Raw genomic sequence first — 24891 nt, forward strand, 5'->3', positions numbered from 1 at the left:
ATATTTTTTACTGGTCTCCGACTTCATCTGCGATCCGTTGGAAATAGCGTCCGACTTTTCGTCGGTATTTAAGAGGAACCAGCGATTCGCCTGATCCAGAGGCTTTAAATTTTCCGCTGGAGTCGAATGACGATTGATCCTCTTGGTGTAAAAGTGATTCTCCATTTGAGCGACCGGTTGCATTTTGAGAATCGTCACTGGAACTGCCACTGTGCGCTGCAGCATGTTCAATAAAAGGAGAATCACCATAGAGACCAACATTTTGCATTGTACTGCGCTGTGCACTAAAGCCTCCACCAGCACCGGTACCTGCTCCCGTACCAGTTCCTGATCCCGGTCGAAATCCAGTTTCGGCCAACAACTGGCTGATAGTTTTACTGAGACACTCTCCGAGCGCTGGTTGGAATCCTTTGCAAATATTTTGTCCGGCTTGTGCCATCCCATTGCACTGGGATAGAAATTTCTGAAGTATATCGGCTGCTTTTAATGCACCAGCATGTCCCCGCGTTCCAGAGAACTCAGCCAGTCCCTGAGCAGCTTCTGTCATCGCTTCTGTGGCTCCGCTTTTCCGGACTGCTTTGACAAATTTCAATGCGGAGTCTCGCAATTCTTCGAAACGAGGTTCTGCAGGAACCATCTCAATGTGTTCTTCAATGTCAGAGAGTAATTGAATAAGCTCTTTCTGGAGCAGGTTCTGCTCGGATTCGAGATCCCGCATGCGTGCTTTCAGAATCGGATCATCAGTATCCGGTTCTCCCTTGAGTGATTCCAGACGATTTGCCAGATCACGCTGCCGTTGATAAATCTGGACAAACCGGGACTGGTCCTGCATCAGCGGCATAATTTTTGAGAGTGTATCGAGGGGTGCCATCATTTCTGAATCGAGGTGTTCCCGCTGATCGTTAAGTGACTTCAACATCTCCTTCAGCCGTTTTGATGTCAGTTCATTAGTTGCATCCTTGTTCTTAGTGAGTGTTTGTAACTGTTCTGACAGTTTCTTTAATGCTTCAGCCTGTTTCTTCAATTGTGGTGACAGCTCATTGTCAAGCTGATAGGGAAGTTGTTGATCGGCGAGTTTTTTTAGAGTATCTGCTTCTTTCTCTAATAATTTACTCAGTTTTCGCAGTTCCTGGAGAGTTTCCTCTTTTAATCTGGAGTCGGCTGGCAGTTTGTCTATTTTCTTCTGTAGTGTTTCCATTTCCTCTGCTAACGATTCCATGCGGCGGCGTGCCTGCTGGTATTTTGACATAAACATTTGCAGGCCGTTGCGTCTACGTTCCATGCTGTCATATTCTTCCTGTGAGATAATGCGAATTACAACGACTGAACTTTCCGATCCTTTCCCGATAATCTGCGAGGGGTTTGATCCATCCCGATTTCCTGTATTCGGGTCGTTGTCCTCGACGCGAGCGAATAAACGGATTTCATCTCCCGCTGCAAGGCCATATTTTGACAGTGGGAGAAACACAACTTCATGTGCATGAGTGGGAGGGGGCATAGAGACAGGAACTTCCAGGGGAAGGAAGCGAGAATGGTTCAGACTGCGGAATAACTGAATTCGCGAGAGGCCAAAATCATCTTCGGCTGAAATGACAACCGGAACCCTGGCTGAGGGAGTGGCCAGTGAGAGTGACTTGGGTTGTAAGAGACGAACAAAGGGGCGTTCATCGACCAGTACTATCACCGGAACCGTCACTGCGTCCTTTGATTCCTGGCCATCGACATCAGTAACCGTTAAGACGATTTGGCCTGGCTCACGTATCGTAAATTCGCCGTTAGCTTCCTCACTGGCTTTTGCAGATGCAATGAGATCCACTTTCTGTTGTTTGTCTTTGGTCAGGTATTTCAATTTCCCCCCCGAGAGCGGACGATTGCTGAACAAGGTGACTTTCACCTGAGTACCGGGCAGACCAGACAGACCTCCCTGAGGCAATGGACCTTCATATTCTGGAAGTCCCGTATATTCTGGCGCCGTCACCCGGAAACGTGCATCCACGATATTAGGGACAGTGATCACTTCAATATTGTATCTGCGACTTCGCGCGCTATGGGAGCGGACGTAATAAGTGAGCGGAGTTCGAATGTCAGAGATCGTAACTCTCCAGCGATTCCCTCCTTCTGGAAACATGGGTAGAACATCAATGGGAATCATCTTCGACTGATCATCGTATGTGACGTGTCTGTTGAACGGTTCCAGTACGAGTTCCAGATCCTCTGCCGATGTGCCCTTAAGAGTGACATAAATATCGATACCTTCGCCAAAGATGACCTTAGCACCTTCCGGCTCAACCTGGAAATTGATGTGCGAAAAGGGAGGATGATCGCCAGACGGATTCGCAAATCGATTCCACTCGGTTGCCGCCAGTTGAGGTAACAAAAGAGCAAATAAAAGTGGCAGGACCAGCAGGCTGAAAAACGTGATAAATGAGCGTTTCAATGGATCTGTGGGAACAGCCTGTGAGTGATTGGCATGCACAGCCAGATCCGCAGCGCGGCTGACTGCCATTTCTGCTAACGCTTGAGTCATGTCAGGGTTTGTAGAGTAGGAATGGGAGCCATTCCTCATAGAAAGTTCCAGACCGGAACATATCTGTCCCCGTGCGTCCGCGATGTGGTCCAGTCGGGCAGCAATCATCCGGGGGTTACTTTGAAAAGCAGCCTGGAGTAAAACTGTCATTCCCAGAACGCAAAAGGCGGTTAAAGACAGTATCAAGGTGCCGATGCGAAGTGTTGGTGAGAATTCCAGTACCAGATCCATCCAGACGCCTAAGATTAAGCAAATTAATCCCAAAGCCAGTCCCCAGCCGAGACCGGAAGCCCCTTCGATCCAAAGCATACGCCGACGAAGCTTCAAGAGTATTTCGGCTAACATTTGATGAGCCATACCTGTTTCCCTCAAGGCGAACAATATGAACAACAACAGGTGTTATTCAGACTTCCAGATTTTCCCCTGACTGAGCGTCCAAAACGTTGAATTTTATTAGAACATGGCTTTCCGTGCTTCCATTCCTATATTGTATGGCCTCCACCGGGGATCTACAAATCGCGATCTTCGATCTGGCCTGTTTTCGGAGTTTTCTCTGCTGGATTAAACCGATTCAAATCAAACCCCCTGAGCGTCTAAGCCCCCATACAATCCCCCAAATCAGGATGACACTGAGTAATACCCACCAGCGATCCCAGGCAGAAAAACGAACAGTCCGTTGTGGGAGTGAATGAGAAATATGTTCCTGAAATTCCTGGGCGATTTGATCCGGATTAGGGTCTTCAATAACGGCTCCCCCGCTTTCACTCGCGATTCTAGCCATAATATCAGGACGAGCAGTGACCTCAATCTTTTCCAGGAACTGTTGTCTAACATCAAATACAATCGAGGTGGAAGACTTATCTGCCGATGCATCTTTACCTATGACGGAGGAACGGTAGTGACCTTCAGGTAACTGACCGAATAACACCTGATAGACTCCCGGCTCCTCTCCCAGGGGAACTGGCGCCACGGTGTCGAGGGTCTTGCCTGCAGAATCGATCAGTTCTACTTTTGGAACAGCATCTCCGGTGGCATCTTCGCGCATTAACAATAAAGCAGAAACAGATTCATCAGTAGAAAATCTGACCTTTTCTGATCTCAATACCATGTCCTGGCCGGGAACCAAACCGACACTGGAGACAAGCCACCGTAACAGGCTTTGCCAGAGTGAGCCGTAAATGGCGTCGTGCTTCTGGAATTGAGGTGCAAGGAATGCCCAACGCCACATACCTGAGCCTTCAATCGCTACAACTCGTCCTGTGCCATAAGTCTGGTAAGTGACAACTGGTGAGCTTTCGTCTGATTTTTGTGAACGGGCCAGGACGACGGCCAGCGGCTTGGGGCGTTCAGGCGTCGCTGAGGTTGTCAAAGAAGGAAGTTGGTCGAGGATCTTTTCATCACTACCTGCGGACGGCATCAACCAGTTAAGACTCGCACCACGGTCGGTCAGGCTCATGCGAAAGCGGGATTCTCTGGTTTGCGACCAGCGGACCGGCAGCATCTGCCCCAATCCCTGGCTGACGCTGGCGACAGGCGAACCACGATAACAGACTAAAGATCCCCCATCGCGTGAAACCCAGGTCTTCAACCGTTCGACCAGTTCTTCTGACAAGAAACATTCCGAGTCGCGTCCCAGTACAACCACCTGATATTCTGAAAGACGATCCGCGTCATCAATAATAGAACGGGGATCGTTCAGAATCGTTGAGGATTCAATTCTGTGAATGTTGACTTCAGGCGACTTCCCGTCTGTTGAACCGGGCTGAGCCCCCTTTGATTCGAGACTGGATTTTTGCAGTCGTAGTGAACGCTTCAGATACCGGGTTTCCGATAATCTGACAACCGCATCCAGTTCCAGGGATGGGTCGGATGCCAGTGTTCGCATCAGAAATTTTCCATCCCAGTACGGTTTGCCTTCCAGCAGCAGTACACGGATTGGCTCTTGAACAACCCGTAACAGTAAGGTTGCTGAATTATTGGCTGTGGTGGCTTCCTGGGGCATGGGTTTCAGTTGCACTTCGTATCGGTATAGGCCCGCCTGTTTTTGCTGGACCTCAAATTGAACCGTCGCCTCGTCATTAGCTGCAAGTGAGACTTCTTTGTTATCAATTTCCTTACCGTCATACATGAGACTCACGTTTGATTTATCAGTGACTGATCCCCGTTGTTTCAGAACTACAGTGACCGGTACCTGTTGTCCAACAAAAGAAAGCTCCTGTGGTCTGCTCAATGAGACTTCCAGATCTTTCAATTGCGAATCACCACCAAAAGTTTTTGTATAAATGGGAATTGCCATCGCTTTCGTAGTGCGTAAAACATCCAGTAAAGATGTGATGCCGCCTGGCCCGTTGTGGATACCGTCACTCAGTAAAAATAAAGCCTGCCCCTGGGGGCGGTCGTCAGTGATACTGGACGTGATCGCGCCGGTCATATCGGTGTCAACTCCCTCTGGAGAGAGCGCCGCCAGTTCGTTCAGGTCTGCAGGAGTGGCGATGCTGGAGAACTTTCTGATCCGGACATCAAACCGAGATTGCAGGTTGGCTGACAGGACATTCGCAATTTTTATTGCTGATTGATAACGTGTTTCACCTTCTGCAACATCATCAATGTCCATACTGGCGGAATTATCTAACAACAGCGTTAACAATGGTTTACCGGCAGGAGGAGCCACAGGCTCAATCCAGGTTGGATTGAGCAAAATCAGCAGGACTGCACCAATCCCGATTGACGTCAGGCTGATGATGGTGATCCAGCGGTGCTGCGAGAGCGTACCAACTCTGTTCCACCCATACCACATGAGTATGACTGCCGAGACAATCGCCAATGTAATCCACAACGCAGGCGAGATGAAAGGCTCAAATGTGAGGCCACGAAACATTCAGTGTATTATCCTTGAAACTTTTCAATAAACCCGTTCACAACTACGATATCATCATGTACGGAACAGTTTGAGGGCAACCAGTTCTCCCATCAAACACAGCAGGCAGGCGATGGCAAACCAAGTCCAGATCAGGTCGGTTTCGTTACCATCGGTAGATTCAACAGAGTGGAACTGAACCGTACGTTCTCCAGCCAGACGTTGTTGAAATACCTCGGGAGCCAGGCTCCTTAAATCACTTTCCTCCGGTGAAAGAGCAACTGCCATCGCATATTCAGTCTGCTTTTGACGGTTGACCAGATATACCCCCGGATCATTGATTGATTCAGCACTCCAGACAACGCCGAAAGCTTCCTGGTTTAACCTGCCCATGTTCTTTATTTCTGGATTGGGTCCGCTAATTTTTAATCCCTGCAGGCTGCCGCTATCACTGGGAAGATCAACGACAAATGATTCCCCGCAAATACGATCTTCTTTCCCCTGCCTGCGTTGCAGTATGTGATTTTGCACCAGTTCAGCCAACAGGGGAACATAGATCGGAGATTGATGTAAGTTTGAATTACCAAGATCCGCATTGAGTACAGCCAGAGAACCCGCATCAGACGATGTAACAACAAGTAGCGCAGATCGATCACTTAGTGAAGCAAGAATATCATCTTCCAATGCATTTTCTTTGCGACGAGTTGAAAGTCCTCCAGAAAAACGTAACGGTTCAATCGCGGTATTGAGATTGTCCCCGAATATTAAAAACGGGGTTCGATCACGCCGCGGTTCAGTCAATAGCAAATTAAGTCGTGGCTCGCTTGAGGGGGGCGGAAAAAATTCGACTGGCATTTGTAAACCAGTCCCGACTGTTTCAGTCAGCAGACGTAAATTTACCGCATCGATCGGTTCGGAGGCAATGTAAAGTATTCCGCGTCCCCGCCGCAGTAATGCGGCTAGCTGTTTGATTGTATCTTGCGCGAGCCGTCCTGGATGGTTCAGCACGATGACTTCCGCGGAGGCAAGTACCTGAGAATCGAAATCATCTGGATCAAGACGTATCAGTCGCGAACTGCTATGCGTATTTCGCGGTTCCATTGGCAACAGCCCACGTTCTATAAAGTAACTCGATGAAGGCCGCTGTTTTTCTGGCTGCCTGGTGATCAATACATAGGTAGGCGGCTGTCGAATTTCGATAACACACGGACGACTATTGTCAACAGGAAGTGCATCATCAACGCCAACCAGTTGCGCTTTACCAGTTAACCAGCCGGCTGCGCGGGGAATGATTTTATCAGTCAACCTTGTTTTGGAATGAGGCGAACAGACTCCTTCAATCTGATAGATGGCATCTCCCAAAGAAATGTTTACGTGCACCTGTCGCGGCGTTGAAGAATAATTTCCCACGTCGACCTCTAGCAGCAATTCTTGCCCTACTTCTGCCCGACCTTGAGTAGAGACGCGTAATATTGCCAGATTGGATGGTTTTTCTTCAGGCGCAACAGATAACAACTCAATCTCTGTATCTTTTGGCAAAACGGAAAAGTCGGCACTGGACCAGTTCGTCCGCTGAAAATCACTCACAAATACTAATTCGCGTCGAACTTCGTCTCCCTGATTTCCCGAAACTTTATCCAGCAAATCGGCAGACATATTTAAAGCCAGTTGGACATTCAGCTTTTCAGGACGGGGAGAGGCTGCAGCTAATTCTTCCTGTAGTGCAGGAAAATTTGTAGAAGGAGTTCCAAAAACAGCTCGTGATCGAGTTCCTGCCAGAATCAAGTCTGCCTTCAGATCGGCCTGGTATTCCAGTTTTCGGGAAGCCAGTGGACGTCCGCGTTCAAACATTTCAATACCACGAATTCGTGTTGCCATACTTTGGCTGATATCCATGAGAACCACTCTGATCACCTTAGCCTCATCAGGGGCTTTAGCTTTCTCTCTCAGGCCAATCAAGGGTCGCGCCAAGGCAACGGCAAGCAGAATTACAGCAAGTGTCCTTAACGTTAATATAATGAAGTCACGTAATCGATGATGCGTACGCCGCTGTTGGAGTGCGTTTCGTATAAAGCGAATCGTAGAACTCGGTACGCGTATCGGTTTCGGTTGAGTCAACTTATGAATCAACACCGGCAAACCGATGGCCAACGCTCCCAGTAATAAGATCCACGGATGTAGAAACATTTTTAAATCATTCGATGATGGAAATAAATGCATTTTTAAAGCAGAATGAACGATTTGCGGTCCTGTTGTTTTATCCCGTTCGTTCTACAAGGAATTCTCCCAGAGTCTGTAAATAGGGGATCGCCGTCGAAACACGCAGATAATCACAGCCATTTGTCAGTGATAGTGTTCGAACGGAGTCTGAATGAGCCTGAAACCTTTGCTGATAGAGTGACTGGATCTCTGCCGGCGAACAATCGATGCTTCCTTCATTCTCGAGACCTTCAAATCGATATGCCGTACCTGCCGGCAGACGTTCTTCATCAGGATGAATCAGATGAAGTATGATGACTTCTGATTGACGATGCCGAAATAACCGCACTGCAGCAAACAGCTCATCCAGATCATCGACTAGAAAGTCGCTCAGCAACATCAAAACCCCACGCGACTTTGTCTGCTCAAAAAGATCCTGCATTGCCCCGGACATATGGGTTTCTGGGACGGTTTCAATCTGTTCGATCAGTTCCTGAATGTGAGCAACATGCCCTGGTGTACTCCCGGGAGAGAGCGATTCCTGCAATTGATCCGTCATAATTGCCAAACCTACCTGATCCTGTCCGCGACAAATCACATGTGATAATGCCGTCGCCAGGTACTGGGAATATTCCAGCTTCGAGCCAGTCATGTCGGCATCAGTTTTCGACCCGAATTTCATCGAAGCGCTGGCATCGATTGCCAGCGTGCATAGCAGATTTTTTTCATCCTGAAAGAGTCGGACGTATGCCTTGCCGGTTCGCGCCATCACTTTCCAGTCAAGGCGACGCAGGTCTTCTCCATCGGTGTATTCGCGGTAGTCAGCAAATTCGCCAGCGCCTCCCCTTTGGCGGGACTGATGACGCCCACTATATGTTCCCTCAATACGATGCCGTGTTGAGAATCGCATGTGTTCCAATGCCGCTAATGCTTTCAGTTCCAGAAACGGGCTTTTTGAGTCAGTTCTCATGATGGCTACCAGCAATGAAAAAAAGGGACGCAGGGAAGCAGAACTTACTCTCTGGCTGTTTTTAATAACTGTTCGATGACGTCCTGTGTCGTAATACCGTCTCCCACTGCACGGTGATTGATGCAAATCCGATGTCTCAAAACGGGTAAAGCCACTGCGATAATATCAGCTTCGGTGGGTGCAGTTCTTCCCTCAAGTAACGCGTGTGCTTTGGCAGCGACGACCAGATTCTGAGAACCACGGGGCCCCGCGCCCCAGGCTATATAATCTTGAACAAATTGGCTTGCTCGTTCATCCTGTGGCCGGCTGGAACCGCATAAGCGAACGCTGAATTTTGCAACATTATGAGGAACGGGGACAGCCATGACCAGATCTCGCAATTGCAGAAATGAATCACGATCAAAGGCAGCCTCCGGAAGAGAGGGGATTCCCCCTGCCATTTTCATGACAATTTCTTCTTCCTGTTCCGGCAGCGGATATCCGATGCGAATCTCCATCATAAAACGATCTAACTGTGCTTCAGGCAGGGGATAGGTACCTTCCTGTTCGATGGGGTTCTGGGTGGCAATAACGACAAAGGGATCTTCCAGATTATAGGTCTGCCCACCAACCGTGACTTGCTTCTCTGCCATGGCTTCCAGCATAGCTGATTGCGTTTTAGGAGCAGCGCGATTAATTTCATCAGCCAACACCAGATTTGCAAACACTGGACCGGGCCGAAACGTCATGCTTGGGGAATCACCATCGGTGCTCTTCCCCAGTAATTCATATCCTGTAATGTCCGAAGGCATGAGGTCGGGAGTAAATTGGATGCGGGAATATTTCCAGTGAAAAGTGGAAGCCAGCGCCTTAACCATCAAGGTTTTGGCTAAACCTGGAACACCTACCAGTAAAGCATGCGAACCGGTTAAGGCACAGGTTAACAATAAATCGATCGTTTCATCCTGTCCGACGACGACCTGGTGCAGACTCTCCCGAATTGAGCGGACACGATCTACGAATATTCCGACTTGCTCCTGAGCGATTTCGATCGTCATAGCTTGCTCTTTCATCTGTGTGTTCTCTGGATTTAGTAACAGGAATGAGAATTCTAAAGAAACAAACTTGACCAATCCGCTTTATTCATATTGATGCGAAGACATAATAAAACGGTATGAATTTGCAGTCATCGAAATTGATTGATCCTGAATTTTCATGTATCCAGCTCAAAGCTTTTGAAATACCCGAATTACAGGCGTTCGTTCTATAAGGCGAAAAAGAGCTATCGAATATCGAGCACTTCATTGAGTTAATTCTGTACAAAGAAGCAGATCAATGCAAATAAAATCCTGTAAGGCTGCAAGATTCTCTTAATTCAAGCAATCTAGAAACGGACCTGACTGGCTGATCGAGACAAAGACAGGTTCGTGGCTATAACGATGAAAGTCTAAGAACTCCGTACAGCAATGATTTCAACTCTGAACTGCTATTGAGATACCGCCACACCAGACTTTCAATCATCTTGCAGGGTGGCGACCAATTCGCTCGTATTGAAGGTTGACCTTCCCCCCGCTTCTTAATCATTGCAAAATACGAGAAATATTGTTCTGTTGTATTCAGAAAAAGCATCAGATTTATGAAATGAAAACGTAACAGAAAAACGCGACAGAGAAGAACAAATCGCTTTTGCTTTACAGAAACTCCAGTGTCTGAGGCCACTCGCAAGATGGGAATCTTCGAGTAGGCTTTTATACCCCTGGAAAAAGAACTTTGCTGGTATGGGTATCACTGAGTTGCGACGTCTGAAGCAACTTGTATGTGTAGCACTTTATGTGTTTAAGATACTGGAGGCAGCAGTCTATCGTAATCGGAGCAAACTTTTCGGCTCATGCTGCGATACTCGGCTTCAGCCTTTCAGAATCGAAGACGGACACGGATTTCAAAAGTGAAGTGTCTAATCAATCATATACTTGAAATCTGTGCGGTAAACAAATTGATTTACGTACTTCCAACCGGCATAATGTCTATATGTTTGTTGATCATTAAGCGATATTTAGATGCGTTTCAGTCAGAGTATAAGGCAATCCATGCGTTCACCGCAAAAAGAAACTGATCGGCTTGGTTTACGCTCCAGGATCACCTGTCCTCACTGCTGGCAGGAATTTGCCGCTCACGAAACTCACTGGATTGCCGTTCATCCAGACCTGAGTGGCGATCCGATAGCAGGTTCCGATGAGCAACTCCGCTTTCTACCCACCCGGTTTAATGTCAACGGCCAGGCGATTGATATGAATGGAGTGGCCTGTAGTGAGCTTGCCTGTCCTCACTGTCACCTCGTAATCCCTCGCGCGCTGCTCGAGATGAAGCCGCTCTTTTTCTCGATTCTGGGGGCACCCGGATCAGGTAAATCCTATTTCCTTGCCTCCATGATCTGGGGTCTGCGAAATATTCTGAGGCGATCATTTCGACTGGCCTTCTCCGATGCAGACCCGCTGGCAAACCAGCTGCTCAATGAATACGAAGAAAAACTGTTTCTCAATCCTGATTCGAATGAACTTGTAGCGCTCCCGAAAACAGAAAAAGAAGGAGAACTTTACCAGGGGGTCTCGATGGACCAGAGAACCGTCTGGCTGGCCAAACCCTTTGTTTTTTCTCTACAGCCCGACACCGATCACCGGCTCGAAACAAAATCCAGCCAGCTCTCTCGGGCGGTCTGTCTCTATGATAATGCCGGCGAACATTTTCTTCCGGGAGGTTCGAATACGAACAATCATGGTACACAGCATCTGTCTCTCTCCCAGGCTTTATTTTTTCTGTTTGATCCGACACAACATCCCCGGGTACGTTCTCGCTGTTCGGGTAAGTCAGCAGACCCACAAATGAAAGATCATGCCTGGACTCATCGTCAGGACCAGGTTTTATTCGAGGCCGCCAGCCGCATCCGCACGCAAGCCGGAATTCCTCAAAATGCCAAATACAAACGCCCCCTGATTGTAGTCGTAACCAAATATGATGCCTGGTGCTCCCTTATCGGTTGTCCCCCTTTAAATTCCGCCCACCTTGTATATGAATCAGAGGCGGGCGGCTTTTTACTTGACACAGAACGCATCCTCAAAGTCTCTGATAAAATCAGGACGGTACTTTCTGAACTGACGCCGGAATTCATTTCCGCCGCGGAAAGCTTTGCAGAAGATGTCACTTATATTCCTGTCAGTGCACTGGGCACATCGCCTGAGATTGCCCCCCATGGAGGATTTCTCGCCATCCGACCGTCACACATTCGACCGATGTGGACCGAAATCCCCTTCTTATACGGGCTGCATAAAGCGGTTCCCCATCTCATCCCTTCTGCTTCCTCTACTGCCCGCCGGAGTACACCTGGAGTGGATCAGATCAGTGAAACACAGCTACCTGCAGGGACTCGGAACCCCAGGGAGGCCGGTTCATGAGCCAGGAGATTCTTTACACTTCTGCCCCGGAAGGATTAAAGCCCGGCAGTTCCGGCTTTTGCACCGTAGTCAGTACTTCCGGTATGGCACAGAACCTGGCGATGAAGCTGGAGTCCATGAGTGGATATCGGCACGCATTCCCTCCCCACAGTAAAGAAGCGAGATTCAACCCGGTCAATTATTCTCACCTGACTATTCAGGTAGGCGGCCGCAAATATCACGTACTCTCCCGTATTGCTGATGCGGGCCTGGATTATACACAACGCTCAAATAAACTGGCCCATCACGTGGCGCTCGATCAGGCCGATCTCCCCCCGGCGGGACCGGCTGCCCTGCTTGCGACACCAGGATTTTCGAGTATGAAGTGGGATGGCCAGGTTCAACTCATTCCCCGCCGCCTGGAAATGGAATCACCACCCGTGGCGACGGGCCCCTGCCGCGTATGGGAGAATACCATGGGTGACGCTGGCTGGGCGGGTGTGGTTGCCAGCCATTTGCTGACCCGGCCAGACAAAACGATCTCGATTATTTTCCCACGTGGAACAGATACACTGTCTCTGGTTTGTGAAGTCTTTTCTCTGCTGCCGGAAAATCACCGCTGGCAGACTACCTTCAGTACCTACTTCACAAAACTGCCAGCTGGCATGGACTGCCAACTCCGTTTCGTGCTCGATGGTACCAGCGAAGCCACTGCGCTACGACGTCATCCGCATGCCGCGGTGATTGATCTGGCGGCTTCTGCAAAAGTGACGGAAAGCCATCCATTGATCACACTCGCCCGCAGTGGTCAGATTGAGAAACCACGGCCCCCTGTCCCACGAAAACCGGTACCTGTCATCCCCACGCCTCCCCTGACGGGAAATCATCCTTCCGCTCAAGAGGCGACCGAATTTGAGGTGACCACACAGAACCTGGTGGCAAATACTGAGATTGCCGGAACCTATCAGTATGGCAAACCACAGGGGCGTCCAGCAAACGGACAACGGCTTCCGGGAGCACATTTGCCACCTCAGAAGCAAGCCGATTATTCCAGGAAAAAACGCAGAAGTAACCGGCTGTTGAAATGGCTGATGGGCGGCAGTCTATTGCTGATCCTGCTCCTGCTGGCATTTCTGGCAGGATCTCGGTTTGGTAATCACAATCTGCCGGTTCCAACAGATGACGGCGCACAGGATTCCAAACCAGCGTCTGCTGATGCAGAACTGATTCCAGATTTAGGAAAACAACACGCGCAGTCAGAGCCTGATACGACAACTTCGAAAACGACTTCTGCCCCAGCAGGAGCGGAATCATCAGCCACAACAAAAGATATGACATCGGCCCCCGGTTTCAAGACAACAAAACCAGAACCTGAGCCTGCGGCAGCGAAACCCAAAGCGAAAACAGACCCGTTTGAGGATATTGCCAGTAAGGAATATTACCTTCAATTACCGATGTTCGAATCCACAGAAAACAAAGCACTGGCCAAGCTGATACTTGAGCCAGAACAGCAGTTAAAACTGGCTGTGCGGGGAGGGAAACTTCTTTTCAATGGAAATGCCGACTTTAAAATTGTTCCGGAATCAGCCACAAAATCAGAGTCTACCTGGAAAGTCATCAAGTTTTCTGAGAATCCGCTCAATCCAAACAGCGACATCGGAATATTTCAACTGAAGGACGATCTCTTGTCTTTCAAATGGTCTGAGAAAAATAACAAAGATGATTTCATTTTTCAGTTCGCAATTCTCTCTCTGGGAATTGATAAAATCGAGAAAGCTGTTTTGTGTAAGCTGAACACACCACAGCGTAGTATTCCTCTCGAAATGAAAAGCAGTTCCGCAGCAACCGCATTTGCCATGCATGCTGACATCCCGGTTCCAGATGTCCTGAAATCGGTCTCTCAGCATATCTATCTCGAAATCAACAAGATTGATATGAATTCGGAGTTCACTCAGGATATTGTCATCCCTCAGATCCCCCTTCCAATCGTGGATGCCACTTCAGGGCAAGCGAATGCCAGTAAAGATCAATTCACCGTAAAAGTCCTTGCCAGGCCGGCCCCCAATATTACGCACCTGTCCGATAAAAACGCTCCTCGATTCAATATCAACTTTCAATGTATTCGAGACCGCGAACAGAATACACGTCTGGAAGGCAAGTTATATGCTTACCCCTGGTACATTATAAAAACTTATGGCCAGGATGATTTTGCCATTGTTTCTACTGCGACCCCTCAATCCAATGAGACAAATAACTTCTTGTGGAGCTACAAACATAGAAATCATTTAATCAGGGAATTGAAAGATACACAAATTGGGAATAAGACTTTGAATTCGCTGGATCAGAAAATTAAAAAAGAAAAGTCCAAGTTGGAAAAAAACGCAAAAAAAGATGAGAAAGATGAGCAGGAGAAATCCCGAGAACTAATTGCCAAATGGAATAAACAAAAAGAAGAAATCAAAGACCTCATTACCTACTACCCGGAAGAGCTTAAATTCTTTGAAGAAACCTTTAAACCCGGAACGACCGGCTGTCAGATCCATTATCGCCTGTTTCTGAAATTGGATGATCATGAGATCGATTTATATCGTTCACGTGAAAAGTGATTAATCCCAGCCACTGAAACCATCAAATGTCGCTGATAGAGTTGAGATTGCTAACGTAATGAATGAGATACAGCAACTGGTAGAAGAGATCCAGGCGATTCTGGCTGAGCCTGCGCGACCCCAGTTTGAGACAATTGATAGTCTGAACCGAGCGTTGATGGAAATGGTCAATCGCATGAACGGTCGCCTGCGGCGCTGTGATGCATTACTGAGCCAGGGACTGCGGACGGAAGCCATTCAACTGGCAGAGCAGGCCCCTGATGTGCTCACCGCGATTTCGTATCTGGATTTCCCTGAATGGGATGAATGGGCCGGACTGGTGCGCGAAGACGGGTTGAATGCCCCCCCTGAACCGCTGATAGAAATCGCGGCGGAAATCAACCAGTCTTACACCGTTGCATCAGCACTGGAACACCACCTCAATCAGCATCGGGTACTGGCATTGGCGCGGGCTCCCCTGTCAAAACGCCTGATGGTCATGCGAAAGATCAGAAGACTGGACGCCGACAATCCCATCTGGCAGGACGATATTCTGGTATTTGAAAAACAGCGATTCGAACAGATTCGTAATGAAGTTCAAGTGGCGGCGCAGCAGGGAAACGCAGACATCCTGGCGACTCTGGAACAGGAATTGACTTCCACTCCCTGGCAGAAGTCTCCTTCTCAGAAACTGGTATCCAGAACTGTCGCAGCTCACAAACAGAGCCGTATGCTGAAAGCAGAACAGGAACTACGTACACTCGAGCCGAAACTGACCGAAGCGTTTGCAGAACTGGACCTCGAAAAAGCGCGCCCCCTCAGAAGCCGCTGGAATGCTCTTATGCAGATCGCAGGCCCCACTGCAAATGATTCAATTCTGGAAATCCAAAATCTCGTGCAACCGGCGCTGAACTGGCTTGAGGAGACAGACCAGACCCAGGCAGAAGATCAGGCGTACGAACAGGCCGTTTTCAATCTGGAACAGGCGATTACAGACCAGAAACCTGCAGAAGAACTGCAGGCACAGTATCACGAAGCCACGAAAGCGGGACGAAACCTCACGCCGCATTTATATCAGCGTTATACAGACTCTCTGCAGCATCAGGAGACACGTTCACGCAGAAAGTTTTTCCTGCTGGTAAGCGGCACCCTTGTTTCTTTATTGATCGTAGGTCTGTTGCTGGGCTACCTGATTCGGAAGTCGAACCAGGATCAGCAGATTGCCGAGCATGCCGCCACTCTGCACGACCTGGTTCAATCCGGAAAATTGACCCGGGCACAAGAGTACCGAGAACAGTTAAAGCCCCAGCCCTGGATCCTGGAGAGCCCTGAAATCCAGCAGCACTCTGCCAGGCTGGACGAAGCACTGGAGCAGGAACAGGGAAGGAGCAAACAGTTTCAGGCAAAATTGAATCAGATCAGTTCGCGGATCCACCCCCAGATGAACTGGGAAGAAATTGCTCAGGTTGAGTCTGCTGTCCCCCCCGTCAGTCAATTGGCGGTCACTGCGGATGAAAAGGTCCAGCTGGAACGTTTAAAATTGACTCTCGCGCGGGAGCGGTCTGACTTGCAACAGCAGTTTGACAACCAGTTCAAACAGGATCTGAATGTTTTCACTAACCGGATTCAGTCTCTGCCAGAAGAGGAAATGGTCGCCATCAATAATGCACTGACCAGTCTGCATGAACTTCAACAGCGCAACCACATCTCAAAATCACTTAAAAATGATTTGCCCAAACTCAAAGTCATGCTGGAAGACAAACAGGCCATCATGCGGCGCGAAGAGGATCTGCAAAGGCAGTATCAGAACATCAGTCGCTCGATTGGTGATTTCGACCGGTATCAAAAAGGCCTGGAAGAATATATTCTCAAATTCCCTGAGACTTCACACAGCAATGAATTTAAAAAAATCATTCAAAAGGAACTGCCTCTCTGGAAAAAGTTCGTAGAATGGAGGCAGCCCACGCAGGAATGGGAACAGATTCAGATCAGAGAACTCACTCCACAGGCTGCCCGCAAACTGCTTGAAAAAGTCAACACTCTGGAAGCAGCTTCCAAACCGTTACCCGTACCCGTCTCAATTCAACAGCTGCGTCCTGCTGTCACTGCAATCACCGGCCGCGTGGGGGAAAACCAGATCCCCGTCTATCGCCCGCTGCTCGAAATCCTGAAGGGCCCCCTGTATTCAAATCTGAATCTGGTTCTGACTCAGAATAACAAGCGATATTATACCCTCGAAGTCCCTGATGCGCTGGGGAGCCGACTGCTGTTCAAGAAGTTCGATAACATCTCATTGACCCGATCAGACAAATTCTCGATTGACCGGTCTGAAGTTATCATGCCCGAAAAATCACCCGATCAGGACTGGTCCTCTCCGCAAAGCCGATTCACCAGAAGTATCACTGCAAAAGTTCCCGAAGCACTTAATGGCGCATGGGAATCGATTTTTATCACACTTCTCCAGGAACTGTATGCCGACGAAAAGATGGAACCCATCCTCAAGTATCAGCTGCTACGCAGCGTATTGGAACTTGGCTGTAAAGGTAGTCTGCCATTAAAGGAAGTCTTCGCGGATGACTTAATAACATTGTCAGCAGTGAATGTCGATCCTGCAGCCAACTGGATCGACCCGGATGATCCGCGTGCCCTCTTTGCCCGAAAGCAGGTCACCGATAAGCTGAAAGAATTCTCATCGCCTTTAAAAAAGCAGGCAGAGATCGAGAAAGCCTTTGCAAAGCTGGAGCAGATTAAACCCGATGACAGCTACCGGTGGGTTGGCTGGATCAGTCGCAATTCCAAAGGAAAACCCGTGATGCGTATTAACGTCAATCATCCCCCACAAGATACCGGCGAACTCATGGTTATTGTCCCCGATGCTGAACCGGAAAACGTTTATCAGCCAGTGGGTACCATCAATAAGGGAAAGTTCCACCTCAACCCCCCGGTCAGTCCGGAAGCGGCAACCCAGATCTACAAAGCAGGACGCGCTGTTTTTGTGAAATCGAAGTAGCTGACAATGTTGAAACGCTGGTATGAAAAGATGACGGAGAATCAAGGTGGATGAATCGCAATATTATATAAGAAATCGAGGTCGTATTCAGGGACCATTCGATTCACAGACTCTGCAGTCACTGGCACGTCGCGGGCGATTTGCCAGGCATCATGAAATCTCGCATGATCAGAAAACCTGGTTTCTGGCATCCGAATACCCAGAGTTATTTCCCGAACGTCCTGCTCCCAGAGCGACAGTACAGGAAGTCGCTTCTGAGACTCCCCGCCCGGAGCAGGAACACGATGCGATGGCTGACGAACTCATCCAGGAGCCTCAGCACGTGAATTCGCCTGCACCGACTCCCCCTCCAGAGTCAGATGAGCAGAGCCAGTGGTATTATATTTCGAATCAGCAGGAAACGGGCCCCGTTCAATTGTCAGAGTTAATTTCCCTGTTGAGGCAAAACCGGATTGCCCCGGATACCTATGTCTGGAATCCGACTCTACCGGACTGGGTGAACGCCAATACGCTTCCCGAGCTGTTCCCACCTGGACCGACCCATGCTGCAGAGGTAAATAATACAGCTGTCCTTCTCACGAACTGCCCGCAGTGTCATTCCGTCCTGGAGCAGCCAGCCGCCTTCTGCCCGATGTGCGGGGCCAGCCTGCGTCATGCTCCAGATCATCTGGCAGGGACACGACACCAGCGTAACAGCACGACCGCCCTGCTGCTTTCCCTGTTTGCCGGTTCCCTGGGAGTCGACCGTTTCTACCTGGGCTACATCGGACTGGGTTTTTTAAAACTGATCACGCTGGGTGGACTCGGCATCTGGGCTCTGATTGATATCATCTTAATTGCAACAGGTAAACTGAAAGACGCTGATGGAATGCCATTAGAGTAACGGAACAGGATATTCCGCAGATCTTGAACTCTGAGCGCCAGCTGAAATACTAAAGAAAGACATCATGCAACACAGGGCTAACGAAACATCAACACAGCGGCTCTCCTGGGTGAAACAGGACATCGAACAGCGACTGTTATTCAAAGGAGGCAGGCACACACGCGTGAATAATGTTCTCTCTGCCTTGCTGGGTGTATTAATCACCATCCTGGTTTATAGCTGCCTGTATCCGTTCCCGCATTCATCGATCACCGTCATGTTCACGCAACGGGGTCCCATCCCTTATTTTATTGTCTTTTTTTCAGCCTGGTCACTGTCCATCCTGTTCTTTAAGTGGCGGAAACTGAGGTATCAGCAAAGCAGTCTGAAAATCATAGTTGTCCCTCCTGAACACGATTTTATCCTGTCTTCTGCCACCGTAGATCAGGTGATGGACGAGATTCAATCCGCCGTCGACGATCCGAAACAGTTCGTGCTCTTCAACCGGATTGTGGTTGCCCTGTCAAATCTTAGAAACCTGGGACGCGTGACCGACGTCGATGACATTCTGCGTTCACAGGCAGATACCGATGTTTCCTCTATGGATACCAGTTACAGTCTCCTGTCAGGCTTCGTATGGGCGATCCCCGTTCTGGGATTTATCGGGACCGTCATCGGGCTTTCCGACGCCATTGGAGGCTTCGGTTCAGTGCTCCGGTCTGCGGAAGATATGGACAAAGTCAAAGCGGCTCTCCAGGACGTGACTGCGGGCCTGGCCACCGCATTCGAAACCACTCTCGAAGCGTTAGTGGCTGCCCTGGTGATCCAGTTGCTCATTACTTTCATCAGAAAATCAGAAGAAGAATTTCTCGATCAGTGTTCTGAATATTGTACTCAGTATATTGTCAATAAGCTGCGGATCATGCCTTACGAAACCGACTCGGTACGCTAACTTTCTACCTACTGACTGCGCATCACCCGGGAGGTCGCGCCATAAGCCAGCCTCTCTCCTTCAGGCAGCAATACCAGCTCATATTGATTTCCGCGTTTGACCAGTGTTTCCCTGACGAGATTCCACTGGGCATGCGAGTCTGGTGAAACCCAGATGCGAATCAGATGCCGGCCGGGAATACCCCGCGCCTTGAGCCTGGCTGCGACGAGTTGTGGATCCGGATTTTCTGTTGGAATCTTTAATCCGGCTGACAAAACGGGATCAAGAAACCGAATTCCGTTTTCCTCAGAAGATCGAGATTCGGAAGGATGACCGAGATCACAGAGAACGCCCTTTTTCAATATGAAGTTGGCATCAGGGCTTCCCGAATTCTTTTGCGCGGTAGGAAGTTGGGATTCGCGGGCATTTTTCTGGACCACCCCCTGCAACTTGACTGATAGGTTCTGCAGCTCGGTGCGTGCATTCTTTAAATCATCTTTCTGTTGCTCAAGTTGATCAGTGAGCTGATTGATATCCTGTTGCATCACGGCTGTCTCTTCACCGCCCCGGGAATTCGAAAGTACCGTCTGAGACACTTCGAGCCTGGTCTGGCGCACCTCTCGCGAAAGCCTGATGGATTCCTGGCTGGTGAACTGAGCTTTGATCGCTTTCAATCGGGACGTGGTTGTGGTGAGTGTCTCCAGACGTTCGCGCGAACGTTCCAGGTCCTGTTGCAACTGTAACAGCTCGAGATCCAGTTCCGCACGGTTTTCCTGTGGATTGCGCGGAATTTCTCTGCTGCTCATATTGACCAGCACGATCACCAGAATCGCAATAAAGAGAACACCACCGAAAGTATTACAGATGGTGTCCAGCAGCAGTTCCAGGCTGCTTTCTTTGATTTCTGCCGATGCTCGTCGAACCATTAGAAACCTGCTCCTTCTTTAGGATCGATCACGATTTTCTGATCATCGATCGCATCATAACCAAAGGAAATATGCTGCTGGTCCAGCATCTTGAAAATTTCCTGATAAGTCCGTGCCGTCTCCGGTCGTAACACGACCATGCAATAATCGGAAGCAGGGGATAAACGAATCAGCCAGTTCCGAAATTCTTCATAGCTGGCAAACTGCTGAGGCGTCGATTTAACCCCCATACGCGCTACCAGGACCGTCTTCCCGGAAACATCCACCAGCCAATGGGTTTTCGGAGTATTCTTTGCAGGACGAAAAATCAGCCGCTTCCCCTCCTCCAGCTTCTTCAGCTGCTCAGATTTGTGCGCGATTTCATTTTTCAGATCCTCGATTTCTTTTGCTTCCTGTCGACGCTCTGCAGCGCTCTTTCTGATCTCATTAAGCTGTTTTTCCGTTTCTGATTTTTGAGTCGTGACTTCTGCTGCATCTGCGGAAACACGTTGCTGCAGCTCCCGGATTTCAGTTAACGTCTGCTGCAGCGTGGTGGCGTCCTGAAATGCCTCCGGTATGATTTCCTGATTTTCGGCATCAATCTGCTGCTGAAGCAGTTCACTTGCCTGTTGATTTTGAATCAACTGCTGTTTTAACTGCCTGATCAGATCCGCTGTCTCTGCGTGTGCAGATTTGGGATGCCTTTGAATCAGTTCAAGACTCATCAGCAGCGTGACAAATATCACAATCCCGGTTACGGAGGTAATGATATCCTGAAAGGCAAACAGCGAAAATTTATTCTGAGTTCTTCTTCGTCTCATATTGATTTCATATCAGCCTGAAATAATTCTCTGGTTTGTGAACTACCTGCATTCAGTCGGCCTGCTGCTGCAGAGTCCCCTCAGGGAACATACCTGTACGCGCCCCTGTTTTCTTCAGCGATTCGTTTCAACAATGGCTCGCCAGACTTATTTTGAAAGGCAATCGTATGGATTGCTATGTTACCGGTGTTGTTAGTTTTGATAAGATCCGCAATTTTTGAATCGAAAACGCCGTCGGTCATCAGGAAAATGGCATCAGGTGAAAGCGACAACGCGCGCAACAAGGCTGCCTGAGGTTTTGTCCCACCACTCATATGAAATCCGTCAACCCACTTTTCCAACTGTTCCACATTCTCATCTGTGGCTGGCAGTGGACGAGGGGCTGCTTTGGCCGGGAAAAACATGGGATAATCCTGGTCTGAGAAAAAGATGACATAAAAGCTCTGTTTGAGATTCAACTGGCTGATTGATTTCTTCAGTTCCTCTTTGGTCAGTTTCATCGGTGAGCCGGACATGCTACCCGAACAGTCAACGACATACACAAAAACTGGCCCTTTGGCTTCAATTCCAAAAAACCTCGCTGTCCCGACCGAAAAGGAAGGTGGGATATCTGCCGGAGTCATTGCACCCTTAGTAGTTACCGGTGGCGGAGGAAGACTGCTTGAGGACGTTGTTTCCACAGGTGAAGGATCGACTGAAGGCTGAGGCGTTGCCGGTGAAGTTCCTTCAGTTGAATTTGAGGATTCTGACTGAGCCCCCTCTGTCTGTTTATTTCCAGACGTAGCTGAACCCGCTCCCTGACTGCCGGACGAGCTGCCTGACGGACTACCGGAGGGGCCGCTGAGAAACATCCAGTAAATCAGGCACAACAACAGGATCAGAATGAACGCACCGACCAGTACTGCCAGTATCAGTTTCTGACGCCTCTGCTGTATAGCGGCACGGTTGACAGACGAATCGGGAACACGCCTGGGTAATTCCTGCGAGGGACCATCGGTCGTTCGCTGCGGAGATGACTTTTCGATTCTTTCTGATTCGCCTTGAGGGACTGGACGCCTCGCAATGCCTGTAATCTCACGTTGAGACTGCGTTCCTGCTGCCCGGACAGTACTTTCCCGCTGCTTGCGTATCACTGGTAGCTGTTCAATTTGAAGCCAGCTTCCCTGCTCTCCTTCGCGTACCAGATGTCCCGCATCTAACTGCCCCTGACTCTGGAGATAGAGCAGTTCCTCAGTTGAGTAGGGTCCCTCCACGCGATTCTTGATTTTCAGATAAAAGTGCACTATTTAATCCCGCTGTTTCGCAAGTGTGTTTCAAGCCTACTCTGTTTACAGGATACACTTTTTTTGAGATCTTTCTATACAATATGTGGACACAATCAACCTGCTCATCACAAGAACTTACAAAAGCAGCAGAGACACTCACTTACCAGCTGTTTCAGTTCATCATATTGTCGGAGTCCGCCGAAATTTTCTAACTAGTGCTTTGTCAAGCTACAAATTGAGGGTTGGGGGGTGTTATTTACGTGCTCCGTTGTCGCACTCTCGTGATATCTATCAACCCAAATTTTTAAAATGACACTCCACTAGAGCGCATCACATTTAACCATAGCGTCTCTCAATCTATGAACACGTTGCAAATGGCTCTGAAGACGCTACAGAAAACTGGACGCAGTCTAGATTTCATTCAGGTGGCACGTCAGCCAGTGGTGAGACCGACATGCATTATCACTCCTCCTTCGATTACTTCAGCAAAGCGAATGCCCGCTCGCAGACGTTTTCAACGGTAAAGCCATATTCCCGCATCACAGTCTCTCCCGGCGCTGAGGCACCAAAGCCAGTGATGCCAATCGCAGCAGTCTGGGAACCGAAATAAGTCTCCCAGCCTAAAGTCGAACCAGCTTCAATGGCAAGCAGAGGCACACCGGGTAGGACGACCTGATGCCGATACGATTCCGGTTGAGCCGCAAACAGTTCCCAGCAAGGCAGGCTGACGACCCGCGCCCGGACTCCTTCACCGGCAAGCTGCTTTTGTGCTTCCAGCGCCAGGTGGACTTCGGACCCTGTCCCGACCAGGATCAGATCGGGTGTCCCGTTACCATCAGCTTCAGCCAGAACATACCCCCCCTGCGATACACCGGTCGGGAGACTCGGATAGTGTTCCAGGTCGAGGATCGGAAGTTTCTGTCTGGTCAATATCAACGCCACTGGACCATTCCGACGCCCCACAGCAACGCGCCAGGCTTCAACGGTTTCGTTGGCGTCAGCGGGCCGGATGACAAACAGATTGGGAACGGAGCGCAGGCAAAGGAGTTGTTCGATCGGCTGATGGGTCGGGCCATCCTCACCCATACCGATGCTGTCATGAGTGAAGACGTAAATTACGGGCAAGCCGTTAAGCGCCGCCAGCCGCATTGGAGGACGCATATAATCACTGAAAACCAGAAAAGTGGCGCCGTAAGGAATCAGACCCTGATGATATGCCATACCGTTAAGAATGGCGCCCATAGAATGCTCGCGGATGCCGAAATGCATATTGCGTCCCTCCCGCTCATTCGACTGAAAGGTACCAACGCCTTCCATAAATGTTTGTGTGCTGGGTGCGAGGTCAGCAGAACCACCCATTAACTCAGGCAATCGTGGTGCAATTGCGTTAATACATTTTCCCGATGCGGCACGGGTCGCCAGCGCGCCGCTCTCTGCGGTGAAAGTCGGCAGAGACGCGTCCCAGTCTGCAGGCAACATTCCGCCCATGATCCGGTTGAACTCTGCGGCCAGCTCAGGATGCGCTTTGCCGTACGCCGCAATTTTTGCTTCCCATGCGCCTTGCAAGTCCTTTCCCCTGGTGACGGCCTGTCGGAAATGATCCAGGGCCTCAGCGGGAAGATGAAACGCAGGTTCTGCGGGCCAGCCGAGGCGTTCCTTGGTCAACTGCACTTCATCCACTCCCAGTGGCTCACCGTGAGCCGACGCACTGTCCTGCTTGTGCGGGCTGCCATAGCCGATGTGCGTTCTGACAGCAATCAGCGACGGCTGGTCTGTCTGTTCCCGCGCGGCCTGGATCGCTGCTGTTACAGCCTCCAGATCGTTTCCATCCGCAACATGCTGGACGTGCCAGCCGAAGGCAACAAAGCGGGCGCAGCGATCCTCCGTGAAGGCAATCTCCGTGTTCCCTTCGATCGTGATGTGATTGTCGGCATACAGTACAACGAGTTTGCCAAGCCCCAGGTGCCCTGCCAGGGAACCCGCCTCCGAAGCAATACCTTCCATCAGGTCGCCATCACTGGCAAGCACGTATGTGAAATGATCTACGACGGTGTGATCGGGCCGGTTAAATCGCGCCGCCAGATGGGTCTCCGTGATTGCCATCCCGACTGCATTGGCAAATCCCTGTCCCAGTGGTCCGGTCGTTGCTTCCACACCCGGAGTCATACCGTACTCCGGATGCCCCGGGGTTTTGCTTTCCCACTGCCGAAACTGTTTCAATTCATCCAGTGACAAGTCATATCCCGTGACATGCAGCAGCGCATAGAGCAGTGCGCATCCATGGCCGGCCGAAAGCACGAAACGGTCGCGGTCGGGCCAACTTGGATCGGCGGGGTTGATCTGGAGAAAGCGGTCCCACAAAGCATAAGCCATGGCGGCAGATCCCAGCGGCAGACCTGGATGCCCGGATCCCGCTTTCTGTACCATGTCTACCGACAGCAGACGTAACGTATTGACACAAAGCTCGTCCAGAGCTTCTGAAGAAATCGCAGCGGGGGTCATATGTAATTGCCTTTAAAAAGTTCGTTTTTCAAATAATTATATTCATTTCT

The 24891-nt window shown here is 49.7% G+C and carries 14 protein-coding genes and 1 pseudogene; 6 read left to right on the forward strand and 9 right to left on the reverse strand.

Going from position 1 to position 24891, the window contains the following annotated elements; translation table 11 throughout:
- Nucleotides 1-7 precede the first annotated feature (7 nt).
- From Pan161_RS25835 to Pan161_RS25855, 5 genes are all read right to left on the reverse strand, one after another.
- Nucleotides 8-2884 (reverse strand): hypothetical protein, encoded by a 2877-nt coding sequence (locus Pan161_RS25835; RefSeq protein WP_145231637.1) that lies wholly within the window; start codon nucleotides 2882-2884, stop codon nucleotides 8-10.
- Between the two features lie 214 nt (nucleotides 2885-3098).
- Nucleotides 3099-5405, reverse strand: coding sequence for a vWA domain-containing protein (locus tag Pan161_RS25840; protein ID WP_145231638.1), 2307 nt, complete (start codon nucleotides 5403-5405; stop codon nucleotides 3099-3101).
- A 54-nt stretch (nucleotides 5406-5459) separates the two neighbouring features.
- On the reverse strand, nucleotides 5460-7571 hold the full coding sequence (locus tag Pan161_RS25845; protein WP_197995533.1) for a vWA domain-containing protein: 2112 nt from the start codon (nucleotides 7569-7571) through the stop codon (nucleotides 5460-5462).
- A 70-nt stretch (nucleotides 7572-7641) separates the two neighbouring features.
- On the reverse strand, nucleotides 7642-8553 hold the full coding sequence (locus Pan161_RS25850; RefSeq protein WP_145231640.1) for a DUF58 domain-containing protein: 912 nt from the start codon (nucleotides 8551-8553) through the stop codon (nucleotides 7642-7644).
- Between the two features lie 44 nt (nucleotides 8554-8597).
- Complete coding sequence (locus Pan161_RS25855; RefSeq protein ID WP_232103500.1) at nucleotides 8598-9605, reverse strand: AAA family ATPase; 1008 nt, start codon at nucleotides 9603-9605, stop codon at nucleotides 8598-8600.
- Between the two features lie 620 nt (nucleotides 9606-10225).
- Between Pan161_RS25855 and Pan161_RS31495 the strand changes: the two are divergent.
- The 6 genes and pseudogenes from Pan161_RS31495 to Pan161_RS25880 form a co-directional block, all read left to right on the forward strand.
- Nucleotides 10226-10346 (forward strand): annotated as a pseudogene (locus Pan161_RS31495) (transposase); the annotation flags it as partial.
- Between the two features lie 273 nt (nucleotides 10347-10619).
- A complete protein-coding gene (locus Pan161_RS25860) occupies nucleotides 10620-11981 on the forward strand; it encodes a hypothetical protein (protein ID WP_145231641.1) in 1362 nt (453 codons plus the stop codon).
- Complete coding sequence (locus Pan161_RS25865; RefSeq protein ID WP_145231642.1) at nucleotides 11978-14566, forward strand: GAP1-N2 domain-containing protein; 2589 nt, start codon at nucleotides 11978-11980, stop codon at nucleotides 14564-14566. Before Pan161_RS25860 ends, Pan161_RS25865 begins: the two co-directional genes overlap by 4 nt.
- 58 nt (nucleotides 14567-14624) lie before the next feature.
- The gene (locus Pan161_RS25870; RefSeq protein WP_145231643.1) at nucleotides 14625-17555 is read left to right on the forward strand and encodes a coiled-coil domain-containing protein; all 2931 of its coding nucleotides are present in this window, start codon (nucleotides 14625-14627) and stop codon (nucleotides 17553-17555) included.
- A gap of 46 nt (nucleotides 17556-17601) precedes the next feature.
- Complete coding sequence (locus tag Pan161_RS25875; protein ID WP_145231644.1) at nucleotides 17602-18438, forward strand: GYF domain-containing protein; 837 nt, start codon at nucleotides 17602-17604, stop codon at nucleotides 18436-18438.
- A 64-nt stretch (nucleotides 18439-18502) separates the two neighbouring features.
- Nucleotides 18503-19369, forward strand: coding sequence for a MotA/TolQ/ExbB proton channel family protein (locus tag Pan161_RS25880; protein WP_232103501.1), 867 nt, complete (start codon nucleotides 18503-18505; stop codon nucleotides 19367-19369).
- An 8-nt stretch (nucleotides 19370-19377) separates the two neighbouring features.
- On the opposite strand, the gene Pan161_RS25885 is transcribed toward Pan161_RS25880, so the two are convergent.
- The 4 genes from Pan161_RS25885 to tkt all read right to left on the reverse strand — a co-directional run bounded on the left by Pan161_RS25885 (nucleotide 19378) and on the right by tkt (nucleotide 24841).
- Nucleotides 19378-20274 carry a hypothetical protein gene (locus Pan161_RS25885; protein WP_145231645.1) on the reverse strand — a complete coding sequence of 299 codons (897 nt, stop codon included), beginning with the start codon at nucleotides 20272-20274 and terminating at the stop codon, nucleotides 19378-19380.
- Nucleotides 20274-21074, reverse strand: coding sequence for a hypothetical protein (locus Pan161_RS25890; RefSeq protein WP_145231646.1), 801 nt, complete (start codon nucleotides 21072-21074; stop codon nucleotides 20274-20276). The genes Pan161_RS25885 and Pan161_RS25890 overlap by 1 nt, the downstream gene beginning before the upstream one ends.
- Nucleotides 21075-21154: 80 nt before the next feature.
- Nucleotides 21155-22357, reverse strand: a complete 1203-nt coding sequence (locus Pan161_RS25895; RefSeq protein WP_145231647.1) for a VWA domain-containing protein — start codon at nucleotides 22355-22357, stop codon at nucleotides 21155-21157.
- A 459-nt stretch (nucleotides 22358-22816) separates the two neighbouring features.
- On the reverse strand, nucleotides 22817-24841 hold the full coding sequence (gene tkt, locus Pan161_RS25900; RefSeq protein WP_145231648.1) for a transketolase: 2025 nt from the start codon (nucleotides 24839-24841) through the stop codon (nucleotides 22817-22819).
- Nucleotides 24842-24891 lie beyond the last annotated feature (50 nt).

The sequence above is a fragment of the Gimesia algae genome (genome assembly GCF_007746795.1).
Taxonomy (GTDB): domain Bacteria; phylum Planctomycetota; class Planctomycetia; order Planctomycetales; family Planctomycetaceae; genus Gimesia; species Gimesia algae.